Annotated in this window: 18 protein-coding genes; 5 read left to right on the top strand and 13 right to left on the bottom strand. The window is 37.4% G+C overall.

Translation table 11 applies throughout. The features are described 5' to 3' along the window. Positions 1 to 29: 29 nt before the first annotated feature. The 4 genes from speB to BAQ48_RS09085 all read right to left on the bottom strand — a co-directional run bounded on the left by speB (position 30) and on the right by BAQ48_RS09085 (position 3,712). Positions 30 to 902, bottom strand: a complete 873-nt coding sequence (gene speB, locus BAQ48_RS09070) for an agmatinase (protein ID WP_048528013.1) — start codon at positions 900 to 902, stop codon at positions 30 to 32. Between the two features lie 218 nt (positions 903 to 1,120). Beyond that, complete coding sequence (speE, locus tag BAQ48_RS09075; RefSeq protein WP_000424696.1) at positions 1,121 to 1,948, bottom strand: polyamine aminopropyltransferase; 828 nt, start codon at positions 1,946 to 1,948, stop codon at positions 1,121 to 1,123. 187 nt (positions 1,949 to 2,135) lie between these two features. Beyond that, positions 2,136 to 3,299: an MFS transporter gene (locus BAQ48_RS09080; RefSeq protein ID WP_071710819.1), complete on the bottom strand. Its 1,164-nt coding sequence runs from the start codon at positions 3,297 to 3,299 to the stop codon at positions 2,136 to 2,138. Between the two features lie 5 nt (positions 3,300 to 3,304). Next, complete coding sequence (locus BAQ48_RS09085; RefSeq protein ID WP_000276563.1) at positions 3,305 to 3,712, bottom strand: MerR family transcriptional regulator; 408 nt, start codon at positions 3,710 to 3,712, stop codon at positions 3,305 to 3,307. Positions 3,713 to 3,864: 152 nt separating this feature from the next. On the opposite strand from BAQ48_RS09085, the gene BAQ48_RS09090 reads away from it, so the two are divergent. Together BAQ48_RS09090 and BAQ48_RS09095 are read left to right on the top strand one after the other, a co-directional pair. Beyond that, a complete protein-coding gene (locus BAQ48_RS09090) occupies positions 3,865 to 4,590 on the top strand; it encodes a glycerophosphodiester phosphodiesterase (RefSeq protein ID WP_071710820.1) in 726 nt (241 codons plus the stop codon). Between the two features lie 101 nt (positions 4,591 to 4,691). Beyond that, positions 4,692 to 6,743: a transglycosylase domain-containing protein gene (locus tag BAQ48_RS09095; RefSeq protein WP_071710821.1), complete on the top strand. Its 2,052-nt coding sequence runs from the start codon at positions 4,692 to 4,694 to the stop codon at positions 6,741 to 6,743. Positions 6,744 to 6,777: 34 nt separating this feature from the next. Here BAQ48_RS09095 and BAQ48_RS09100 read toward each other — a convergent pair whose 3' ends face one another. Then, complete coding sequence (locus BAQ48_RS09100) at positions 6,778 to 7,287, bottom strand: YwhD family protein (RefSeq protein ID WP_000136683.1); 510 nt, start codon at positions 7,285 to 7,287, stop codon at positions 6,778 to 6,780. 25 nt (positions 7,288 to 7,312) lie between these two features. Continuing rightward, complete coding sequence (locus BAQ48_RS09105; RefSeq protein WP_071710822.1) at positions 7,313 to 7,987, bottom strand: site-2 protease family protein; 675 nt, start codon at positions 7,985 to 7,987, stop codon at positions 7,313 to 7,315. A gap of 112 nt (positions 7,988 to 8,099) precedes the next feature. Between BAQ48_RS09105 and BAQ48_RS09110 the strand changes: the two genes are divergently transcribed. Continuing rightward, positions 8,100 to 8,285, top strand: coding sequence for a 2-hydroxymuconate tautomerase (locus tag BAQ48_RS09110; RefSeq protein WP_001147171.1), 186 nt, complete (start codon positions 8,100 to 8,102; stop codon positions 8,283 to 8,285). 39 nt (positions 8,286 to 8,324) lie between these two features. Here BAQ48_RS09110 and BAQ48_RS09115 read toward each other — a convergent pair whose 3' ends face one another. The 6 genes from BAQ48_RS09115 to BAQ48_RS09140 form a co-directional block, all read right to left on the bottom strand. Then, complete coding sequence (locus BAQ48_RS09115; protein WP_000262733.1) at positions 8,325 to 9,629, bottom strand: HD domain-containing protein; 1,305 nt, start codon at positions 9,627 to 9,629, stop codon at positions 8,325 to 8,327. A gap of 146 nt (positions 9,630 to 9,775) precedes the next feature. Continuing rightward, positions 9,776 to 10,723, bottom strand: a complete 948-nt coding sequence (locus BAQ48_RS09120; RefSeq protein ID WP_071710823.1) for an ABC transporter substrate-binding protein — start codon at positions 10,721 to 10,723, stop codon at positions 9,776 to 9,778. 182 nt (positions 10,724 to 10,905) lie between these two features. Beyond that, positions 10,906 to 11,718 (bottom strand): ABC transporter ATP-binding protein, encoded by an 813-nt coding sequence (locus tag BAQ48_RS09125; RefSeq protein WP_071710824.1) that lies wholly within the window; start codon positions 11,716 to 11,718, stop codon positions 10,906 to 10,908. Between the two features lie 15 nt (positions 11,719 to 11,733). Then, positions 11,734 to 12,750 (bottom strand): FecCD family ABC transporter permease, encoded by a 1,017-nt coding sequence (locus BAQ48_RS09130; RefSeq protein ID WP_071710825.1) that lies wholly within the window; start codon positions 12,748 to 12,750, stop codon positions 11,734 to 11,736. Further along, the gene (locus BAQ48_RS09135; RefSeq protein ID WP_000388287.1) at positions 12,747 to 13,802 is read right to left on the bottom strand and encodes a FecCD family ABC transporter permease; all 1,056 of its coding nucleotides are present in this window, start codon (positions 13,800 to 13,802) and stop codon (positions 12,747 to 12,749) included. Before BAQ48_RS09135 ends, BAQ48_RS09130 begins: the two co-directional genes overlap by 4 nt. A 314-nt stretch (positions 13,803 to 14,116) precedes the next feature. Beyond that, positions 14,117 to 14,341, bottom strand: coding sequence for a YuzB family protein (locus BAQ48_RS09140; protein ID WP_000526076.1), 225 nt, complete (start codon positions 14,339 to 14,341; stop codon positions 14,117 to 14,119). A 274-nt stretch (positions 14,342 to 14,615) separates the two neighbouring features. Here BAQ48_RS09140 and BAQ48_RS09145 point away from each other — a divergent pair, with 274 nt between their 5' ends. Then, complete coding sequence (locus BAQ48_RS09145) at positions 14,616 to 15,308, top strand: RsfA family transcriptional regulator (protein WP_071710826.1); 693 nt, start codon at positions 14,616 to 14,618, stop codon at positions 15,306 to 15,308. Positions 15,309 to 15,434: 126 nt separating this feature from the next. Further along, a complete protein-coding gene (gene lipL, locus BAQ48_RS09150; protein ID WP_071710827.1) occupies positions 15,435 to 16,280 on the top strand; it encodes an octanoyl-[GcvH]:protein N-octanoyltransferase in 846 nt (281 codons plus the stop codon). 68 nt (positions 16,281 to 16,348) lie between these two features. Here lipL and pta read toward each other — a convergent pair whose 3' ends face one another. Beyond that, the gene (pta, locus tag BAQ48_RS09155; protein WP_000067215.1) at positions 16,349 to 17,320 is read right to left on the bottom strand and encodes a phosphate acetyltransferase; all 972 of its coding nucleotides are present in this window, start codon (positions 17,318 to 17,320) and stop codon (positions 16,349 to 16,351) included. Positions 17,321 to 17,392 lie beyond the last annotated feature (72 nt).

The following is a 17,392-nucleotide window of genomic DNA, read 5'->3' on the forward strand; positions in this document are numbered from 1 at the left end:
CTGCGATTCTGGGCGAGCTGCTTCCGCTTTTACTTTACCCAACCGAGCAGCATTTCCCGCACGAATTTGCTTGCTGCGACTGGTGTTTGATCACTATGGTCGTAGACAGGAGCCACTTCTACTAAGTCCGCTCCAACTACATTTATATTTGAATTTGCAATTGCGACGATGGAATCTAATAATTCTTTAGATGTGATACCTCCAGCTTCTAACGTTCCTGTTCCTGGAGCGTGAGCTGGGTCTAATACGTCAATGTCAATTGTGACATAGACTGGGCGTCCTGCAAGTTTCGGTAATACTTCTTTTAACGGTTCTAATACGTCAAATTTGTATAAGTTCATACCTACTTCTTTTGCCCATTCAAATTCTTCCTTCATTCCAGAACGAATTCCGAAAGAATATACGTTTTCCGGACCAATTAAATCACACACTTTACGAATTGGTGTAGAGTGGGATAAAGGCTCCCCTTCATACGATTCACGTAAATCAGTATGAGCATCCATGTGGATGATTGCTAAATCCGGATATTTTTTTGCCATTGCCTTAAAAATTGGCCAAGACACTAAGTGCTCACCGCCGAGACCTAGTGGAAACTTACCGGCATCTAAAAGTTTTGATACATACTCTTCAATCATGTCTAAGCTGCGTTGTGCGTTTCCGAATGGTAATGGGATATCACCCGCATCAAAATATTTTACCTCTTCTAGTTCACGATCTAAATATGGGCTATATTCTTCAAGACCGATTGATACTTCACGAATACGTGCAGGGCCAAAGCGAGATCCTGGACGGTAACTTACTGTCCAATCCATAGGCATCCCATAAATAACTACCTTTGACTCTTCAAAACTTGGATGACTTTTAATAAATACTTTACCTGAATAAGCTTCATCAAAACGCATATTCTTTTCCTCCTTATGTGGAACTTAAGGTATCCCAACCTTTCATATTTCTCAAATTTGGAGCGAGTTGCTCCTCTTTCTCGATTTACCGGGGTCTTCTGTTTCATAACAAGAAGACTATTTTCTTTACAGAAGTGTAAATAGCTAGCATGTTCAAGTCTTCTGGACAAACACCTTAAATGAGCTATTTACACTTTATTTGTTACAATTCGATTCTCTTACTTAATTAAATCGCCAACAAATTTCGGTAATGCGAATGCTGCATTGTGCAATTCTTTTGTGTAGTATTTCGTTTCAATTTCGTGGAAACGCTCTTCACTTACTTCTAATGGATCATGTTTTTTAGATCCGATTGTGAATGTCCAAAGTCCACTTGGGTATGTCGGAATGTTTGCTGTGTATAAACGAGTAATTGGGAAAATCTCTTTTACATCTTTAAACACAGTCGTAATTAGTTCTGGTGTGAACCAAGGGTTGTCCGTTTGTGCAACGAAAATACCGTCTTCTTTTAACGCTTTAGAGATTCCAGCGTAGAAACCTTTTGTAAATAAGTTTACTGCTGGTCCAACTGGCTCAGTAGAATCTACCATAATTACGTCATATTCATTTTCGCTTTCCGCGATATGTAGGAAACCGTCTCCTACTTTCACTTCTACACGCTCATTGTCTAATGCGCCTGCAATTGATGGTAAGTACTGTTTAGAGTACTCGATTACTTTTCCGTCAATCTCAACAAGAGTAGCTTTTTTTACGCTTGGGTGTTTTAACACTTCACGAATAACACCGCCATCACCACCACCTACAACTAAAACGTTTTCAGGGTTTGGATGTGTAAATAAAGGTACGTGCGCTACCATTTCATGATAAACGAACTCATCTTTTTCTGTTGTCATAACCATGCCGTCTAAAATAAGCATGTTTCCGAACTCTTCCGTTTCAACCATATCAAGTTTTTGGAATTCTGTTTGCTCCGTATGTAATGTGCGGTTAATACGCGCAGTAATTCCAAAATGTTTTGTTTGTTTTTCAGTGAACCATAGTTCCATCGTACAATCACGCCTTTCAGTGCAAATTTATAATAGGGGACATCATTAATGTCCCCTAACAAAAATAAAACAAAACATCCAAAAAGTATAGTTAAAAGTATAAAAATACCGAAAATATATTTTAGTCAGAGGGTTCTAACATATATATGAAAAGGGTTTGTCCTGTAATAGGAAAGAAAACCCTTTCTTAAGAAAGGGCTTTTTTCTCTATTTCTACTGGTTTACGAATCGGGATTAAGATCATTACACAACCAACTAACACAACAATCCCACCAACTAAAAACGGACTTTGCGGCGAAACTGTATGACCGATAACTCCTGATAAAATTGGAGCAATCGCGCCCCCTAACCAACGGACAAAGTTATATACACCTGACGTAACAGATCTTTCATAAGGTGAAATATCCATTACATAACTTGTAAATAACGCATTATTTAATCCGGATGCTAATCCAGATAGAACGATTAATACGATTTGTAACCACATAATTTTCACGAAGAATAGCGCAATTAATAACATCGCAAATACGAGTAAACTACCCTTTAATACTGTCTTTGGTTCATATTTTCCTTCTAGCTTATGCGCTAAAATTGCTGATCCGTAAGCTAGCGCTAATCCCCATCCACAAAATACAAAACCTAATTGAATGGCAGATAAATGCATAACAAGTGGTGAATATGCTAAAACGACGAAAAATCCGTAATAATATAACATCCCTGAAATGGCACCTTGCATAAATGGTTTATACTTCACCAGGTTAAGTAATTCTCCCATGCCAGCTGCTTTACGCTTCACTTTTCGCTCTGGTTCTTTTACAAAAAAGAAAACTAAAATAAATGCTAAGAAAATTAAAATACTCGTTGCGAAAAATGGGTAACGCCAAGAATGTCCACCTAATATACCACCTAATAACGGTCCGCCTGCCATCCCTAAACCGATAGCTGCTTCATATAACCCAACTGCTTCATGAACTTCTTTACTTAATGCTATTAAAAGTGTCATTGCCGTCGCAAAAAACATCGCATTTCCTAGTCCCCATCCAGCACGGAAAAGAGATAATTGAGCAATCGTTTGCGATATACCGCATATAAACGCAAATACAGTCACAATTGCAAGACCGATTGTCATCATTCGTTTATCACCAAATCTTGATGCAAATATTCCAGCTGGTAACATCATAATTGCCATCGTTAAAATATAAGCTGTAAATAACATCTCGACTTGCCAATGCGTTGCACCAATTTTTTCAGCAATAATCGGCAAAATTGGGTCGACTACCCCTATACCCGAAAAGGCAAGAAAGGTAGCCACCACTGTAATCAATCTCCCTAGTTTTTGTTTGCTCTCCATTTTGATTACTCTCCTTTTGTACTATCTAAAAATGTCACTGCACGATGTAAACTATCCTCAAGTTCCGCTTTTACACGCTGCATTTGCTCCATTTTCTCGTCTAACGTTTGCACTTGTTTTGCAAGCATCTCTTTAATTTCTTGAATCACTTCGCGATCACGAGGGTTCTCGCTATTTCTCCTTTGTTCCATTCTTTCTTTTAATGATAAGAAGTGTTGCATTTCTTGAAGTGTAATTCCAAGTACTTCTTTCGCTTCTACAATCCTTTTAATTCTTGCAATATCCTCATCTGTATACAGACGAATGTTCCCCTCACTACGCTCCGGGGGATGAATTAAACCAATTTCCTCATAATAACGAAGTGTACGTTTCGTTAAACCAACTTGCTTTGTTACTTCATCGATTTTATACATGTTTATTCCTCCCTTCACTCAACTATTACATTTTACGTTAACGTTAACTTTTACGCAACTGTTAGGGGTTTGTAAATATTTCCCCTGTTCAATTGTGTTTTTCCCCAAGCAGTTTCATAATGAAAGAAAAGAGATAATAAGGAGAATCTAACATGAGTAAACCACTTATTTTCGCTCACCGCGGGGTCAAAGGAACACATCCCGAAAATACGATGATTGCCTTCCAAGAAGCTGAACGCATTGGCGCTCATGGAATTGAACTTGATGTCCATCTATCAAAAGATGGTGAACTTGTCGTGATTCACGATGAAACAGTGGACCGCACAACAAATGGCGTAGGACTTGTTTCCGACAAAACTGTAGAAGAATTACAAGCTTTAGATGCCGGTAGCTTTAAAGATCCTTCTTTCCATGAAGCAAAAATCCCAACGTTACGCGAAGTATTTATTTGGCTCTCTACAACAAACTTACAACTTAACATTGAATTAAAAACAGATGTGATTCACTATCCAACTATTGAAGAAAAAGTTGTTGCCCTTGTTCGCGAATATCATCTGTCCAATCAAATTGTATTTTCATCATTTAACCATGATTCCGTTTCATTATTAGCAGAAATTGCTCCAGAAATTCCAAGAGCAATTTTGTACGATACACCACTTGCAGATCCTATTGCTGAAGCAAACAAACGAGAAGCAACTGGATTACACCCAAACTTTCAATTATTAACGAAAGAGTTTGTCCAATTAGCACAGGGACAAGGATATGTTTTCCGCCCTTACACAATTAACGAATACAAAGATTTACAAACTATGATTGATTACGGTGTAGATGTCATTATTACTGATTGGCCAGCACGTGCCTTTGAGCTCCTTTCTTAATGGAAGGGGCTTTTTTATTTTCGAAATTTCATTGTTTAAAATAACTCAAAACCCTCAATACTAATACAATAACGCTTGTATTAATGAGGGGCTGAAAAAAGATGGATCAAACTATGAATCCAAAACTTAAAAAATATAAACGTCTTTTCTTCACCGCAATGTTTTCTTGCGTCCTTTTCTTCGTTTTTTCCTTTTTTGTTATTCTTATAGTTGCAAAAATTATGGGTCCTCCCCCTGTTGCGGTTCCGCAAACAAGTGTCTTTTATGCTAATGATGACACTGTTATAGGACAAAGTAATGCAATACAGAAACGCTACAATGTCTCTCTGAATGACATTTCTCCTTATGTAAAAGAAGCGACACTTTCTATCGAAGATCAAAGATTTTATAAACATCACGGCTTTGATATAAAACGTATTGCAGGTGCAATTGTCGCTGATTTAAAGGCGATGGCAAAGGTGCAAGGAGCGAGTACGATTACACAACAATATGCACGTAATCTATATTTAGATCATGATAAAACGTGGAAACGAAAACTATTAGAGGCGATGTACACTATCCGCCTTGAAGTGAATTATAATAAAAATCATATTTTAGAAGGATATTTAAATACAATTTATTACGGACATGGTGCTTACGGAATCGAAGCTGCATCTCGTCTATATTTCGATAAAACAGCAAAAGAATTAACATTAGCGGAAGCTAGTATGCTTGCAGGTATCCCGAAAGGACCTAGTGTCTATTCTCCCTTTTTAAAAGAGGATCGTGCAAAAGGACGACAATCTCTCATATTAGATGAAATGGTAGAACAAGGTTATATTACGAAGAAACAAGCAACTTCAGCAAAGAAAGAGCCACTAACTTTTGCCTCATTAGATGCGAAAAAAGTAGCAGAGGTCGCGCCTTATTTCCAAGATGCTGTACAAGTTTCTCTTCTTCGTGATATCGGATTAGATGAACAGGCCTTACAAAAAGGTGGCTTGCGTATTTACACAACGCTAGATCCTAAATTACAATCTGTAGCAGAGCAAGCCGTAAAAGATCATATCCCTGACACAACAAACATACAAACAGCTCTTGTCTCTATGAACCCAAAAACGGGTGAAGTGGCTGCTCTCGTTGGTGGCACTGATTACAATAAGAGTCAATTTAACAGGGCTACACAGGCCGCTCGTCAGCCTGGTTCTACATTTAAACCCTTTCTATATTATGCAGCCTTAGAACGAGGATTCACTCCCGCTACGCGCTTAAAAAGCGAATACACTGTATTCACTTTAGGTGATGGTGTTTCAAAATATAAACCGAAAAACTATAAAGACTATTATGCAGACGATTTTGTAACGATGGCACAGGCCCTTGCAGTATCTGATAATGTATATGCTGTAAAAACCAATTTGTTTTTAGGAGAAGATATACTCACAAAAACGGCAAAACAATTTGGAATTACGAGTGCGTTAAAAGATGTACCTTCTCTAGCTCTCGGTACATCTCCAGTAAAACCACTTGAGATGGTTAACGCTTATAGCATGTTTGCCAATGGTGGAAAAGAAGTAAAACCAACCTTTATTCGCCGCATTATGGATCATGAAGGAAACATGCTATACGATGCTCATTTAGAGAGCAAACAAGTTCTCGATAAAAGCAAAGCGTTTGTGATGGAAGAAATGATGACGGGTATGTTTAATAAAAACCTAAGCAGTTATGCCGCTGTGACCGGTCAATCGATGTTATCAAAGCTATCCAGAACATATGCCGGTAAGTCTGGTTCTACGGAAACGGATAGTTGGATGATTGGATTCACTCCGCAAATCGTCACTGGTGTATGGGTTGGATACGATCAACCTAAATCGATTTCAAATGTAGCAGAACAAGGGTATGCGAAAAAAATATGGACCGATACGATGGAAAAAGGCTTAGATGGTCAACCTAAAAAAGAATTTAAACAACCAAGCGATGTCGTAGCAGTCAATATCAATCCAGAAAACGGAAAAATCGCTACAAAAAACTGTCCAATTTCAGTTAAAATGTATTTTGCAAAAGGTACAGAACCGACGGAATATTGTATGGATCATGTTGATGATAAAGAGGAATTTGAAAAAAACAGTGAAGAAAAGACGAAAGCAAGCTGGTGGAAAAAATACCTTCCTTGGTAAAAAAAATAGCTGACGGGCATCCGTCAGCTATTTTTTATTCACTTAATAATGCACGGCGCAATTCTTCACTAGATTCGTTCCAAATTGCTTCATTATGTTCTTTCAAGAACGTACCAAGTACTTTTTTAGATGATTCATCCATATGGTCAACCATAATGTGACGCTTCATTGATTTATCCATTTTGTTTACATGCTCTGGAAGTGATTTATATCCGCGGCGAATTTCACGGTCAACTGTCATTTCACAAGCTGTTACACCAGCATAATAAGCACCTGTTGCCGTTCTTTCAATCGTCACCCAAACAAGCCAAAATGGTTTGCCGTTTGGAACTTCATCTTTATTTGTTAAAAACTTAATTCCTTTTTCTACTGTACTACGCGCATGCATCGCTCCGATATCAACGAATGCTGTTTTCTCTAGTACATCGACAAATACAGGTGAAATGTTTTCTAGACTTAATGCTCCAACACCAAATCCACCATGTCCATCTGTTGAATCATTCTTTACGATATTAAAACCGATTTTTTTCTTTTTCTCAGTCATATGTAACTTCCTCCTCGCTTACTAATTATAAAAGCCCAAAAATAGGCGCAATGATACTGTCTAAAAATACAAATACATGCGGAATAACAACATTGAAAATAGGCTGAATTGTGTAATTGCTAAGCGGTGTAATAACAAGAATTAATAACGCAATTGCTCCATATTTTTCATACTGTGTCATTTTCGCACGAATATTTGCTGGTGCTAAATCTTCCACAACGCGATACCCATCAAGTGGTGGAATCGGTAATAAGTTAAATACAAGTAAAACAATATTAAGCCCGATGAAAATCTGGAAGAATTGACTTAACGTCTTTCCTACTGCAGGTGGAATTGCATCTAGCACACCAAATGTTATTAAGCTATACCAAATAATTAAACCAATCGCACTTAAAATTAAATTACTAATTGGCCCTGCAATTGAAACTAATATTCCCGCAAGGCGAGGTCTTTTAAAGTTATATGGGTTAACTGGTACTGGTCTTGCCCAACCGAATCCAAGAATCAATACAGCAATCATCCCGATAGGGTCTAAGTGAGCCATCGGCGATAATGTTAAACGCCCTTGTCTTTTCGCTGTATCGTCTCCAAATTTATATGCAACATACGCATGTGCGAATTCATGCACAGATAACGCAATAATAATCGCCATTGCTACTAACGGGATTTCCTGCAATGGATATCTAAATAACTGATCCATACTACAACTCCTCTTCAATATGTCAAAAAAAGAAAATATTTGTTTTTTCGATTGTTCTTCCCCATAATCCGCTATAATAAGAGTGTAACTTACATAAAAGGAGCGATTGTACATGCCATACGTAACAGTGAAAATGCTAGAAGGACGCACAGAGGAACAAAAGAAAGCTCTTGCTGAGAAAGTAACAGCAGCAGTAAGCGAAACAACTGGTGCTCCTGAAGAAAACATCGTTGTTTTCATCGAAGAAATGTCTAAAAACCATTATGCCGTTGGCGGAAAACGCTTAAGCGACAAATAATTTCAAGCTCTTTCATAAGAAGCAGCCATTCGCTGCTTCTTATTTCTTTCCTTCTAATAACTCAATAATTCTCTCTTTATATTTTCCTTTTCTTCCATCTTCATAGATTAAATCATGCGGATAGAATAATTTTTGATCCGTTCTCTTCTTACCAGTAATCGCCTCAACAATATCCGATTCACGTGAAAGCTCTCTAAGATCTCCGTTCGGCATAAGAAGTAAGATTGGTAAACGCTCTTCTTCTTCCCCAGCACGATAAAAGTCATATGGTAAGTCTGATGTTGAATCAACTACTAAATAATACTCTGGATCGAGTCCAATCTTTTTAAATAAGCTACTTAATTCCATCCAATTATCTAAACCATGCTTATCTGTAAACTCTACGTATTTAAATAAATCTCGGTTCATAAAGCGACGGCATAAGTCACTTAAAATTGGATCCTCTTCGTCTTGCCATACTTGGAAGTAGTAATACATAACGTTCTCGTCTAGCTTTAAATAATCCTCTACTGTTACTTCTTCTTCAAATAAAGAATAGAAATGAACCGGGTGATTTTTAAATGTATAATACTTCTCATGCAATGATTTCGCACGGTGTAAAATCTTCGTTAAAATAACTTCGGCACTGCGCGTTACTGGATGGAAATACACTTGCCAATACATTTGATAACGGCTCATAATATAATGCTCAACAGCATGCATACCACTATTTTTAATGACTACTTGATTCCCGTATGGACGCATTACACGTAGTATACGTTCCATATCAAAGTTGCCGTACTTTACGCCTGTGAAATAAGCATCTCTTAATAAATAATCCATACGGTCTGCATCAATTTGACTTGAAATCATACTAATCGCTAATTTATTAGTGGATGTTTTCGCGATTACATCGGCTACCTTTTGCGGAAAATCCTTATCCACACGGCTTAATATACGATTAATTTCCGTATCTCCAACGATAATCTTTTGTGTGAATTTCTCATGATCTAGCGAAAACACTTTTTCAAACGAGTGAGAAAATGGGCCGTGGCCGACATCATGAAGTAATGCCGCACATAAACATAACAATCTATCTTCAGCATTCCAGTTCGGTCTGCCATCAAACACATCATCAATCATACGACGAATAATTTCATATACACCTAACGAATGAGTAAAGCGACTATGCTCTGCACCGTGAAATGTAAAAAATGTCGTTCCAAGCTGCTTAATACGGCGCAAACGTTGAAATTCTTTCGTTCCGATTAAATCCCAAATAACGCGATCACGCACGTGCACATATTTATGTACTGGGTCTTTAAACACTTTTGTTTCGCTGAGTTTGTCGTTTAAATATACCACTTTTCGACATCCCCCTTTCCTTACTGCATTCTTACTATATATTATAAACGAAATAGGAAACAGAAAGAAATGAAAGACTATATTAATTCCCTTTATAAAAAGAAAAAATCACCTTTACCGAAGTAAAAGTGATTTTTTCTTATACATTATTTTCCTAAAACGAACTCAGCAACTTCATCTAAGATCATTTCTTTACCTAGTGGGAAGTAACCTTTGTTTAAGTCTTCATTTTTAATTGTAAATACGTGGTTGTTTTTAACAGCGTTCATGTTTTTCCAAATTGATTCTTCTTGGAATTCTTTTAAGCGTTGAGAACCGTCACCAGTTGTAAATACAAATAAGTAATCCGGATTGTAATCGATTAAAGCTTCTTTTTGTACTTGTACTAGCGGTTTATCAGTTGGTGTACCTTTAACTGCTGGTAATTTTAAATCATTAAAGATTACACTACCGTAACCGTAGTCACCGTATACACGGAAAGCATTTGGATATGCAGCCATTTTCATGAATGTTGCATCGCCAGTTTTCGCGATGATTTTGTCATGTAATTTGCTTGCTTTTTCATCATACTGTTTGAACCATTCTTTTGTTTCTTTCTCTTTACCAAAGATTTGACCTACTTCTTCAAATTTTGGACGCCATTGATCTAATGGAGTTTTTAACATAACTGTTGGTGCAATTTTAGATAATTGATCATAAATTTTTTCTTGACGATTGTTTACAAGAATTAAATCTGGTTTTGCAGCAGCTACTGCTTCGATGTTAATTTTATCGCCCCAAGCAGAGCCAACTGGTTTAACGTCTTTTAATTTATTTGCAATATGTGTATCAATTTTTTCTTGAGATGTATTAGCAGTAATAATTGGCTTCATACCAAAAATTAATAATTCTTCTGTTGAACCACTAAGGTCAGCAATTTTCTTTGGATTTGCAGGGATTTTAATTTCCCCTTTTGCATGTTGTACAGTGCGCTCTTCAGTCTTCGCATCCTTCGCATCTGCTTTCTTCTCTTCTTCTTTGTTAGAACAAGCTGCAAATAGTACAGAAGTAACGACTAGTACCATTGCTAATAGTGCCATTTTAAAATTCTTCATGTTTCCACTCCTTCTAGCTGTATTTCTCTTATAAGTTACAGTGAACTATAAGAAACAATTAATCAATATATATTTATTAATCGTTGTTCATAACCCATTCTAACGGGCGTTCAACTTCCTATATCATGAATAAGAAGCTCAACGTCCATTAAAAGTCCCCCCTCTTAAAGAGGGGGTTCTACTTATGCTTTTTTACGCAATTGATTATTAATCATCGCTAAATCATATGTTAAACAAATCGGTTTACAGTTTACTGGACATGGAACGATTTGAGCTTCAATCTCAAACACACTTCGAAGTGTTTCACTTGTCATAACTTCATCTGGCGTTCCTTGTTTCATTAACTTACCTGCTTTTAATGCAATCATATGATCGGAGAAACGAGAGGCATGGTTTAAATCATGGATAACCATAACAATCGTTCTGCCTTCTTCTTGGTTTAGCTTTTTCAGTAAGTTTAATACTTCAAGTTGATGAGCCATATCTAAGTATGTTGTTGGTTCATCTAACACGAGTAAATCTGTTCCTTGTGCAAGAGCCATCGCAATCCATACACGTTGACGTTGACCACCTGATAAAGCTTCTGCTGGGCGATTTGCGAATTCTGTCATTCCCGTCACTTCAAGTGCCCAATGAATATAGCGATAATCCTCTTCTTTCAATGTCCCAAATCCTTTTTGATGAGGAAAACGTCCATATGAAACAAGTTCAAATACAGTAAGACCTGTTGGCACTTCTGCAGTTTGTGGTAAGATCGCCATTTTCTTTGCGATTTCTTTTGTTGGCTGTTTCTCAATTGCTTTTCCGTCAAGATAAACAGTACCTTTTTTTGCTTTCAAAATACGAGAAGCCGTTTTTAATAATGTGGACTTCCCACAACCATTTGGTCCAATAATCGTCGTAATTTTTCCTTCTGGAATTTCAACTGTTAATCCATCAATAATTAACCCTTCATTATAGCCAACAGATACCGAATCAACTGCTAAAGTTGCCATGCAAAAAGCCTCCCTTTATTTTGTCCTCATAAGTAAGTATATGAAATATGGTGCACCAATTACAGAAATAACTAGACCGACCGGTATTTCTGAAGTAGTTAACACACTTCTTGAAATTACATCTGCAAATAAAAGTAAGAACGTTCCTATTAACGCAGCTGTGGGCAACATAATTTGATGTTTGCCACCAACAAGGCGCCTCGCTAAATGCGGAGCCATTAAACCGATAAAGCCAATTCCTCCGGCAACAGCGACGGATGCACCCGCTAAACAAACTGCAATAAATAATAATTTACGTCTTTCTTTTTCTACGTTTACACCAAGACCAACAGCTGTAGAATCGCCTAGGTTCATTACATTTAATATGTGTGCTTTACTAATAGCTAGCGGTAAGAAAATAACCATCCACGGAAGTACACTTAATACAAATTTCCAATCGGTACCCCATAGACTTCCTGCTAACCAAATCGTAGCAAAACGGAAATCATTCGATGTCATCTTCATAGAAAAAATTAAACTAACAGCACCAAATCCAGCTGCAACAGCGATACCTACAAGTATTAATCGAGTGGATGAAACGCCGTCTTTCCATGCTAATAGATAAATAATAACCGCTGCTAATATCGCACCAACTAGTGCGAAAAATGGAAGGATAAATACAGATAAAAGTGTACCAGTTCCAACTTTTCCGAAGAAAAAGTAGACGAATACAACAACTGTTAATCCTGCACCTGCGTTAATACCTATAATACCCGGATCAGCAAGTGGATTTCGTGATAACCCTTGCAAAATTGCTCCTGACATAGCTAATGCAGAACCAACTAATATAGCAATAACCATACGTGGCATACGGAATTCAAATAAAATAACAGACTGATCTTCAGCCCCGAGTCCAACCAATGACTTTAATACGTCCATTGGCGGGATTTTAAATGTTCCTGTATTTAAACTCACTAAAAATACAGCAACGATTAATCCTACTAAAATTGTTAAAACAGAAACGTTCTTTTTTGTTAAGACGTTCGTCCTCACATTTTCCCTCTCCCTTCGTTACGTGCTAAGTAGAGGAAGAATGGAACCCCAATTAGCGCTGTAATTGCTCCAATTGGCGTTTCAAATGGCGGGTTAATAACGCGAGATAGCATATCTGCACACTCGATTAATAATCCACCTAAGACTGCAGAACATGGAATAACCCACCTATAGTCTGAGCCTACAAGGAAACGAGTCATATGTGGGATTACAAGACCAACAAATCCAACTGATCCCGCGATAGAAACCGCAGAACCTGTTAACACAAGAACAAGTACTGTTCCAATGAATTTAATTAATGTCGTATTTTGACCAAGTCCAATTGCAATTTCTTCACCGAAGCTCAAAATCGTAATATACCTCGACATCATAATCGCGATAAAGAGACAAACTAGACCGATCGGCACTAGCATATTAATGCTTTCCCATTTCACTCCAGCAACTCCACCTGCATTCCACATACTTACCTCTTGGGCAAGATTGAAATACAACGCAATTCCAGATGAAATGGCCCCTAATAAAGCACTAATTGCTGCACCTGCTAAAGCTAATTTCACAGGTGTTAATCCACCTGGTGAAGAAGACCCAATTCCATATACAATGCTCGCACCAAACGCAGCTCCAATAAAAGATGCGATAACGAACATTAAATAAGGTGAATTAGGGAAGAATGCATACATAATTGCAATTCCGAATACAGCGCCATCTGTAATCCCCATTAAAGATGGTGATGCCAGTGGGTTTCTCGTCATACCTTGCATAATTGCTCCGGATACCGCTAAAAAGGCACCTGCAACTACGCCCCCTATCGCTCTAGGCATGCGAAGTTCTTGAATTACGTTATGATGCGTAATAGAACCGTCAAACTGAAACACAGCTTGCCATACCGTCTTTAAGCTAATATCAGCAGCACCAAATGAAATAGAAACTGCCATACTTAAAGCTAATAAAACTGTGCCCGCTATTAAAATAATAGAAGCAACGAGCGGCCTGCTCTTAATCTCTTTGACACTCTCTTCTTGCTGTTCTATACTCCTTGCGCTCGCTTCCATCCCTCAACCATCCTAACCAACAACATATATTTATATGAAATGAAATTTATTCTCAAATAACAATAAAAAAATTAAGCAAATTAACTTTTTCTTGATAATGATTCTCAGAATCAGACACCTTCTATTCTACCTATCGCTTCCAAAGACTGTCAACTATTATTTTGAAATACAAATTCATATAAATCGAAATTTTAATGAACAAGTGATGTTCATTAAAATTGCATGTTAGTTCCGACCAAGTGCACTCTCATAGAATAATTTTTTCCTCTTATGGGCATAAAAAAAGAAGAGGAATCTGCTCACTCTTCTTTTTCTTACTTATTTAACTTTACTTCAATCTTTGTAATTAACTCATCTTCTGTTGGAGCCGCAACTGGACGGTTATTTACAAATGCGAATGATTTTTTACGACCAGGGCCACAGTAAGACTGACATCCAACTTCAATCGTTGCACATGAATCTACTTTTTTTAACTTCGGAATCAACGTTTTAACGTTCGTTGCCTGACAATCATCGCACACACGAAATTCGTTTCCCATATATAACACTTCCTCTATTTCAAACTTTTCTCAAGTACATTTAAAAATAAACACTAAATGGTATTTTACCGTTCTTTGAAGCTCGTTGCAAGTCTCCCTACATAGCCTACTCTCTATATAATTTATATACTCTCCTACAGAACCTCTCATCATTCATGGGGAAATTTTTCCCTTCCATCGAAATCTACCATATTTTTAAAAGCTTTGTATAAAAGCTCGTTTTTTTGCCCATTATAAAAATAGGAAGTTCATAAAAAGAAAGGGAGTTGAATCTATGAAAGTAAGACAGGATGCTTGGACGGACGAAGATGATTTATTACTTGCTGAAACTGTACTGCGTCATGTTCGAGAAGGAAGTACTCAATTAAATGCATTTGAAGAAGTCGGAGATCAGTTAAATCGTACATCGGCTGCTTGTGGTTTCCGTTGGAATGCTGTTGTTCGCTATAGTTATGAACAAGCTCTTCAACTAGCAAAAAAACATCGTAAAGATAAAATGCGTGCTGCAAGCGGTGAACAAGCCAAAAAACGTTTACTTTATACACCACCCGCTTCAGAAGCGATGGTGGATTATGAAGAACTATTACAAGAAGAAACAACTGTACAATATAAAGAAGCTAGCCCATATCAAGAACCTACTGTTCCCGTTTCAAAGGTCTCTATAACAATGCAAGATGTTATTTACTTTTTACAAACAGTCGGATCTTCAAATATAAAAGTAACAGCTCTTGAAAACGAGAATACGAGATTGAAACAAGAAATTAAAGGCCAAATGCTACGAAATGAAGAGCTGGAAAAGAAACTAGAAAAATTAGAAAAGCAATCTCATACTGTACAAGAAGATTACGAAACACTTATGAATATTATGAACCGAGCTCGTAAATTGGCTGTAATGGATGATGAGGAACGTTCACAAACATCTTTCCGAATGGATCGAAACGGTAATTTAGAAAAAATTGCAGAATAAAAAGGATGCATCTAATGCATCCTTTTTATTCTTTCACTTCAACCATATGCGCTTCTTCTACTTTAGAATCTTTCTATATTTTTGCTATAATAGAGATTGTCATTTTAAAGATAAGGGGTTAATTATATGAGCAATTCCCGTTCGATTTTATCTCAGCCGGAGTGGCGTATTGTAGATCAGTCTAGTTTAGGACCAACATTCCATGCGCTTCAGTCGTTCGCAATGGACGACACATTATGCACAAGCATTGGAAATGGCCAATCAGCTGCAACAATGCGTTCTTGGGTTCATCACAATACAATTGTTCTTGGCATTCAAGATTCACGTCTACCACATTTAGAAGAAGGTATTTCCTTTTTAAAAGAAAACAACTTCAATGTCATCGTTCGTAATTCCGGTGGACTTGCGGTCGTATTAGATGAAGGTGTTTTAAACGTATCGCTTCTATTCCAAGAAACAGAGAAAGGTATCGATATTGATCTTGGATACGATACGATGTGGCATTTAATTAAAGAAATGTTAAAAGATTACGATGTTACTATTGAGGCAAAAGAAATTGTTGGTTCTTACTGTCCTGGTAGCTACGATTTAAGTATTCGCGATCAAAAATTCGCTGGTATTTCACAGCGCCGTATTCGTGGTGGTGTCGCTGTCCAAATTTATCTCTGCGCTACAGGAAGTGGCTCTAAGCGCGCCGCACTCGTTCGTGATTTCTACAACGTAGCAATTCAAGGCGAAGAAACACGCTTTACGTATCCTGAAATTGTGCCTAGTACGATGGCCTCACTCTCTGAATTACTTGACGAAACCATTACAGTACAAGACTTAATGATGCGTCTTTTAAAAACACTGCAACAATTCGCTCCAAAGTTAACACCATCTCAATTAACAATAGATGAGATTCCTTTATATGAGACGAATTTACAACGTATTATTGATCGTAATAATAAAGCACTTGGCTTAGAAAAATAAAAATGACCACCCGCATTCCGTTATAAACGAAATAGGGTGGTCATTTTTCATATTAATTCACTTTAGAATTAAAGTGCTTGAGCTGCTGTAATTAAAGCTAACTTGTACACTTCTTCTTCGTTACATCCACGAGATAGGTCATTTACAGGCATGTTTAAGCCTTGTAAGATTGGTCCTACTGCTTCGAAGTTACCTAAGCGTTGAGCGATTTTGTAGCCGATGTTACCAGCTTCTAAGCTTGGGAATACGAATACGTTAGCATCACCTTTAATTGTAGAACCTGGAGCCTTTTTCTCAGCTACAGATGGTACGAATGCAGCATCGAATTGGAATTCTCCATCTAAAGTTAACTCAGGAGCCATTTCTTTTGCAATGCGAGTTGCTTCTACAACTTTTTCTGTTTCTGGAGATTTCGCAGAACCTTTTGTAGAGAAGCTTAACATAGCAACGCGTGGATCAATACCGAATAACTCAGCAGTTTTCGCACTTTCGATACCGATTTCAGCTAAATCTTGGCTGTTTGGTGCAATGTTAATTGCGCAATCAGCGAATACATATTTCTCTTCTTCACGTACCATGATGAATACGCCAGAAGTTTTTGTAACGCCTGGTTTTGTTTTAATAATTTGAAGTGCTGGACGAACTGTATCAGCTGTAGAGTGAGCTGCACCACTTACTAAACCGTGTGCTTTGCCCATGTATACAAGCATTGTACCGAAGTAGTTTTCGTCTTTAAGGATTTTGCGAGCGTCTTCTTCTGTTGCTTTACCTTTACGGCGTTCAACGAAAGATGCTACCATTGCATCCATTTCTTCGTATGTAGCTGGGTCGTAAATATCAACGCCTGCTAATGTTAAATTCATGCTAGCAGCTTTTGCGCTAATTTCTTCTTTATTACCAACTAAGATTGGTTTTACTAACTCTTCTTTTGCTAAACGCTCTGCAGCGCCTAAAATTCTTTCATCAGTTCCTTCAGGAAGTACGATAGAAATGCCTTTTCCTTGAACTTTTTCTTTTACTGTTGTAAATAAATTGCTCACGAATAAACCCTCCTACAAATGTTAAAAAACTCTATCTTTAAGAATACTGCTTTTCCTCTATATTTTAAACTT

It is taken from the genome of Bacillus luti, from assembly GCF_001884105.1.
GTDB lineage: Bacteria > Bacillota > Bacilli > Bacillales > Bacillaceae_G > Bacillus_A > Bacillus_A luti.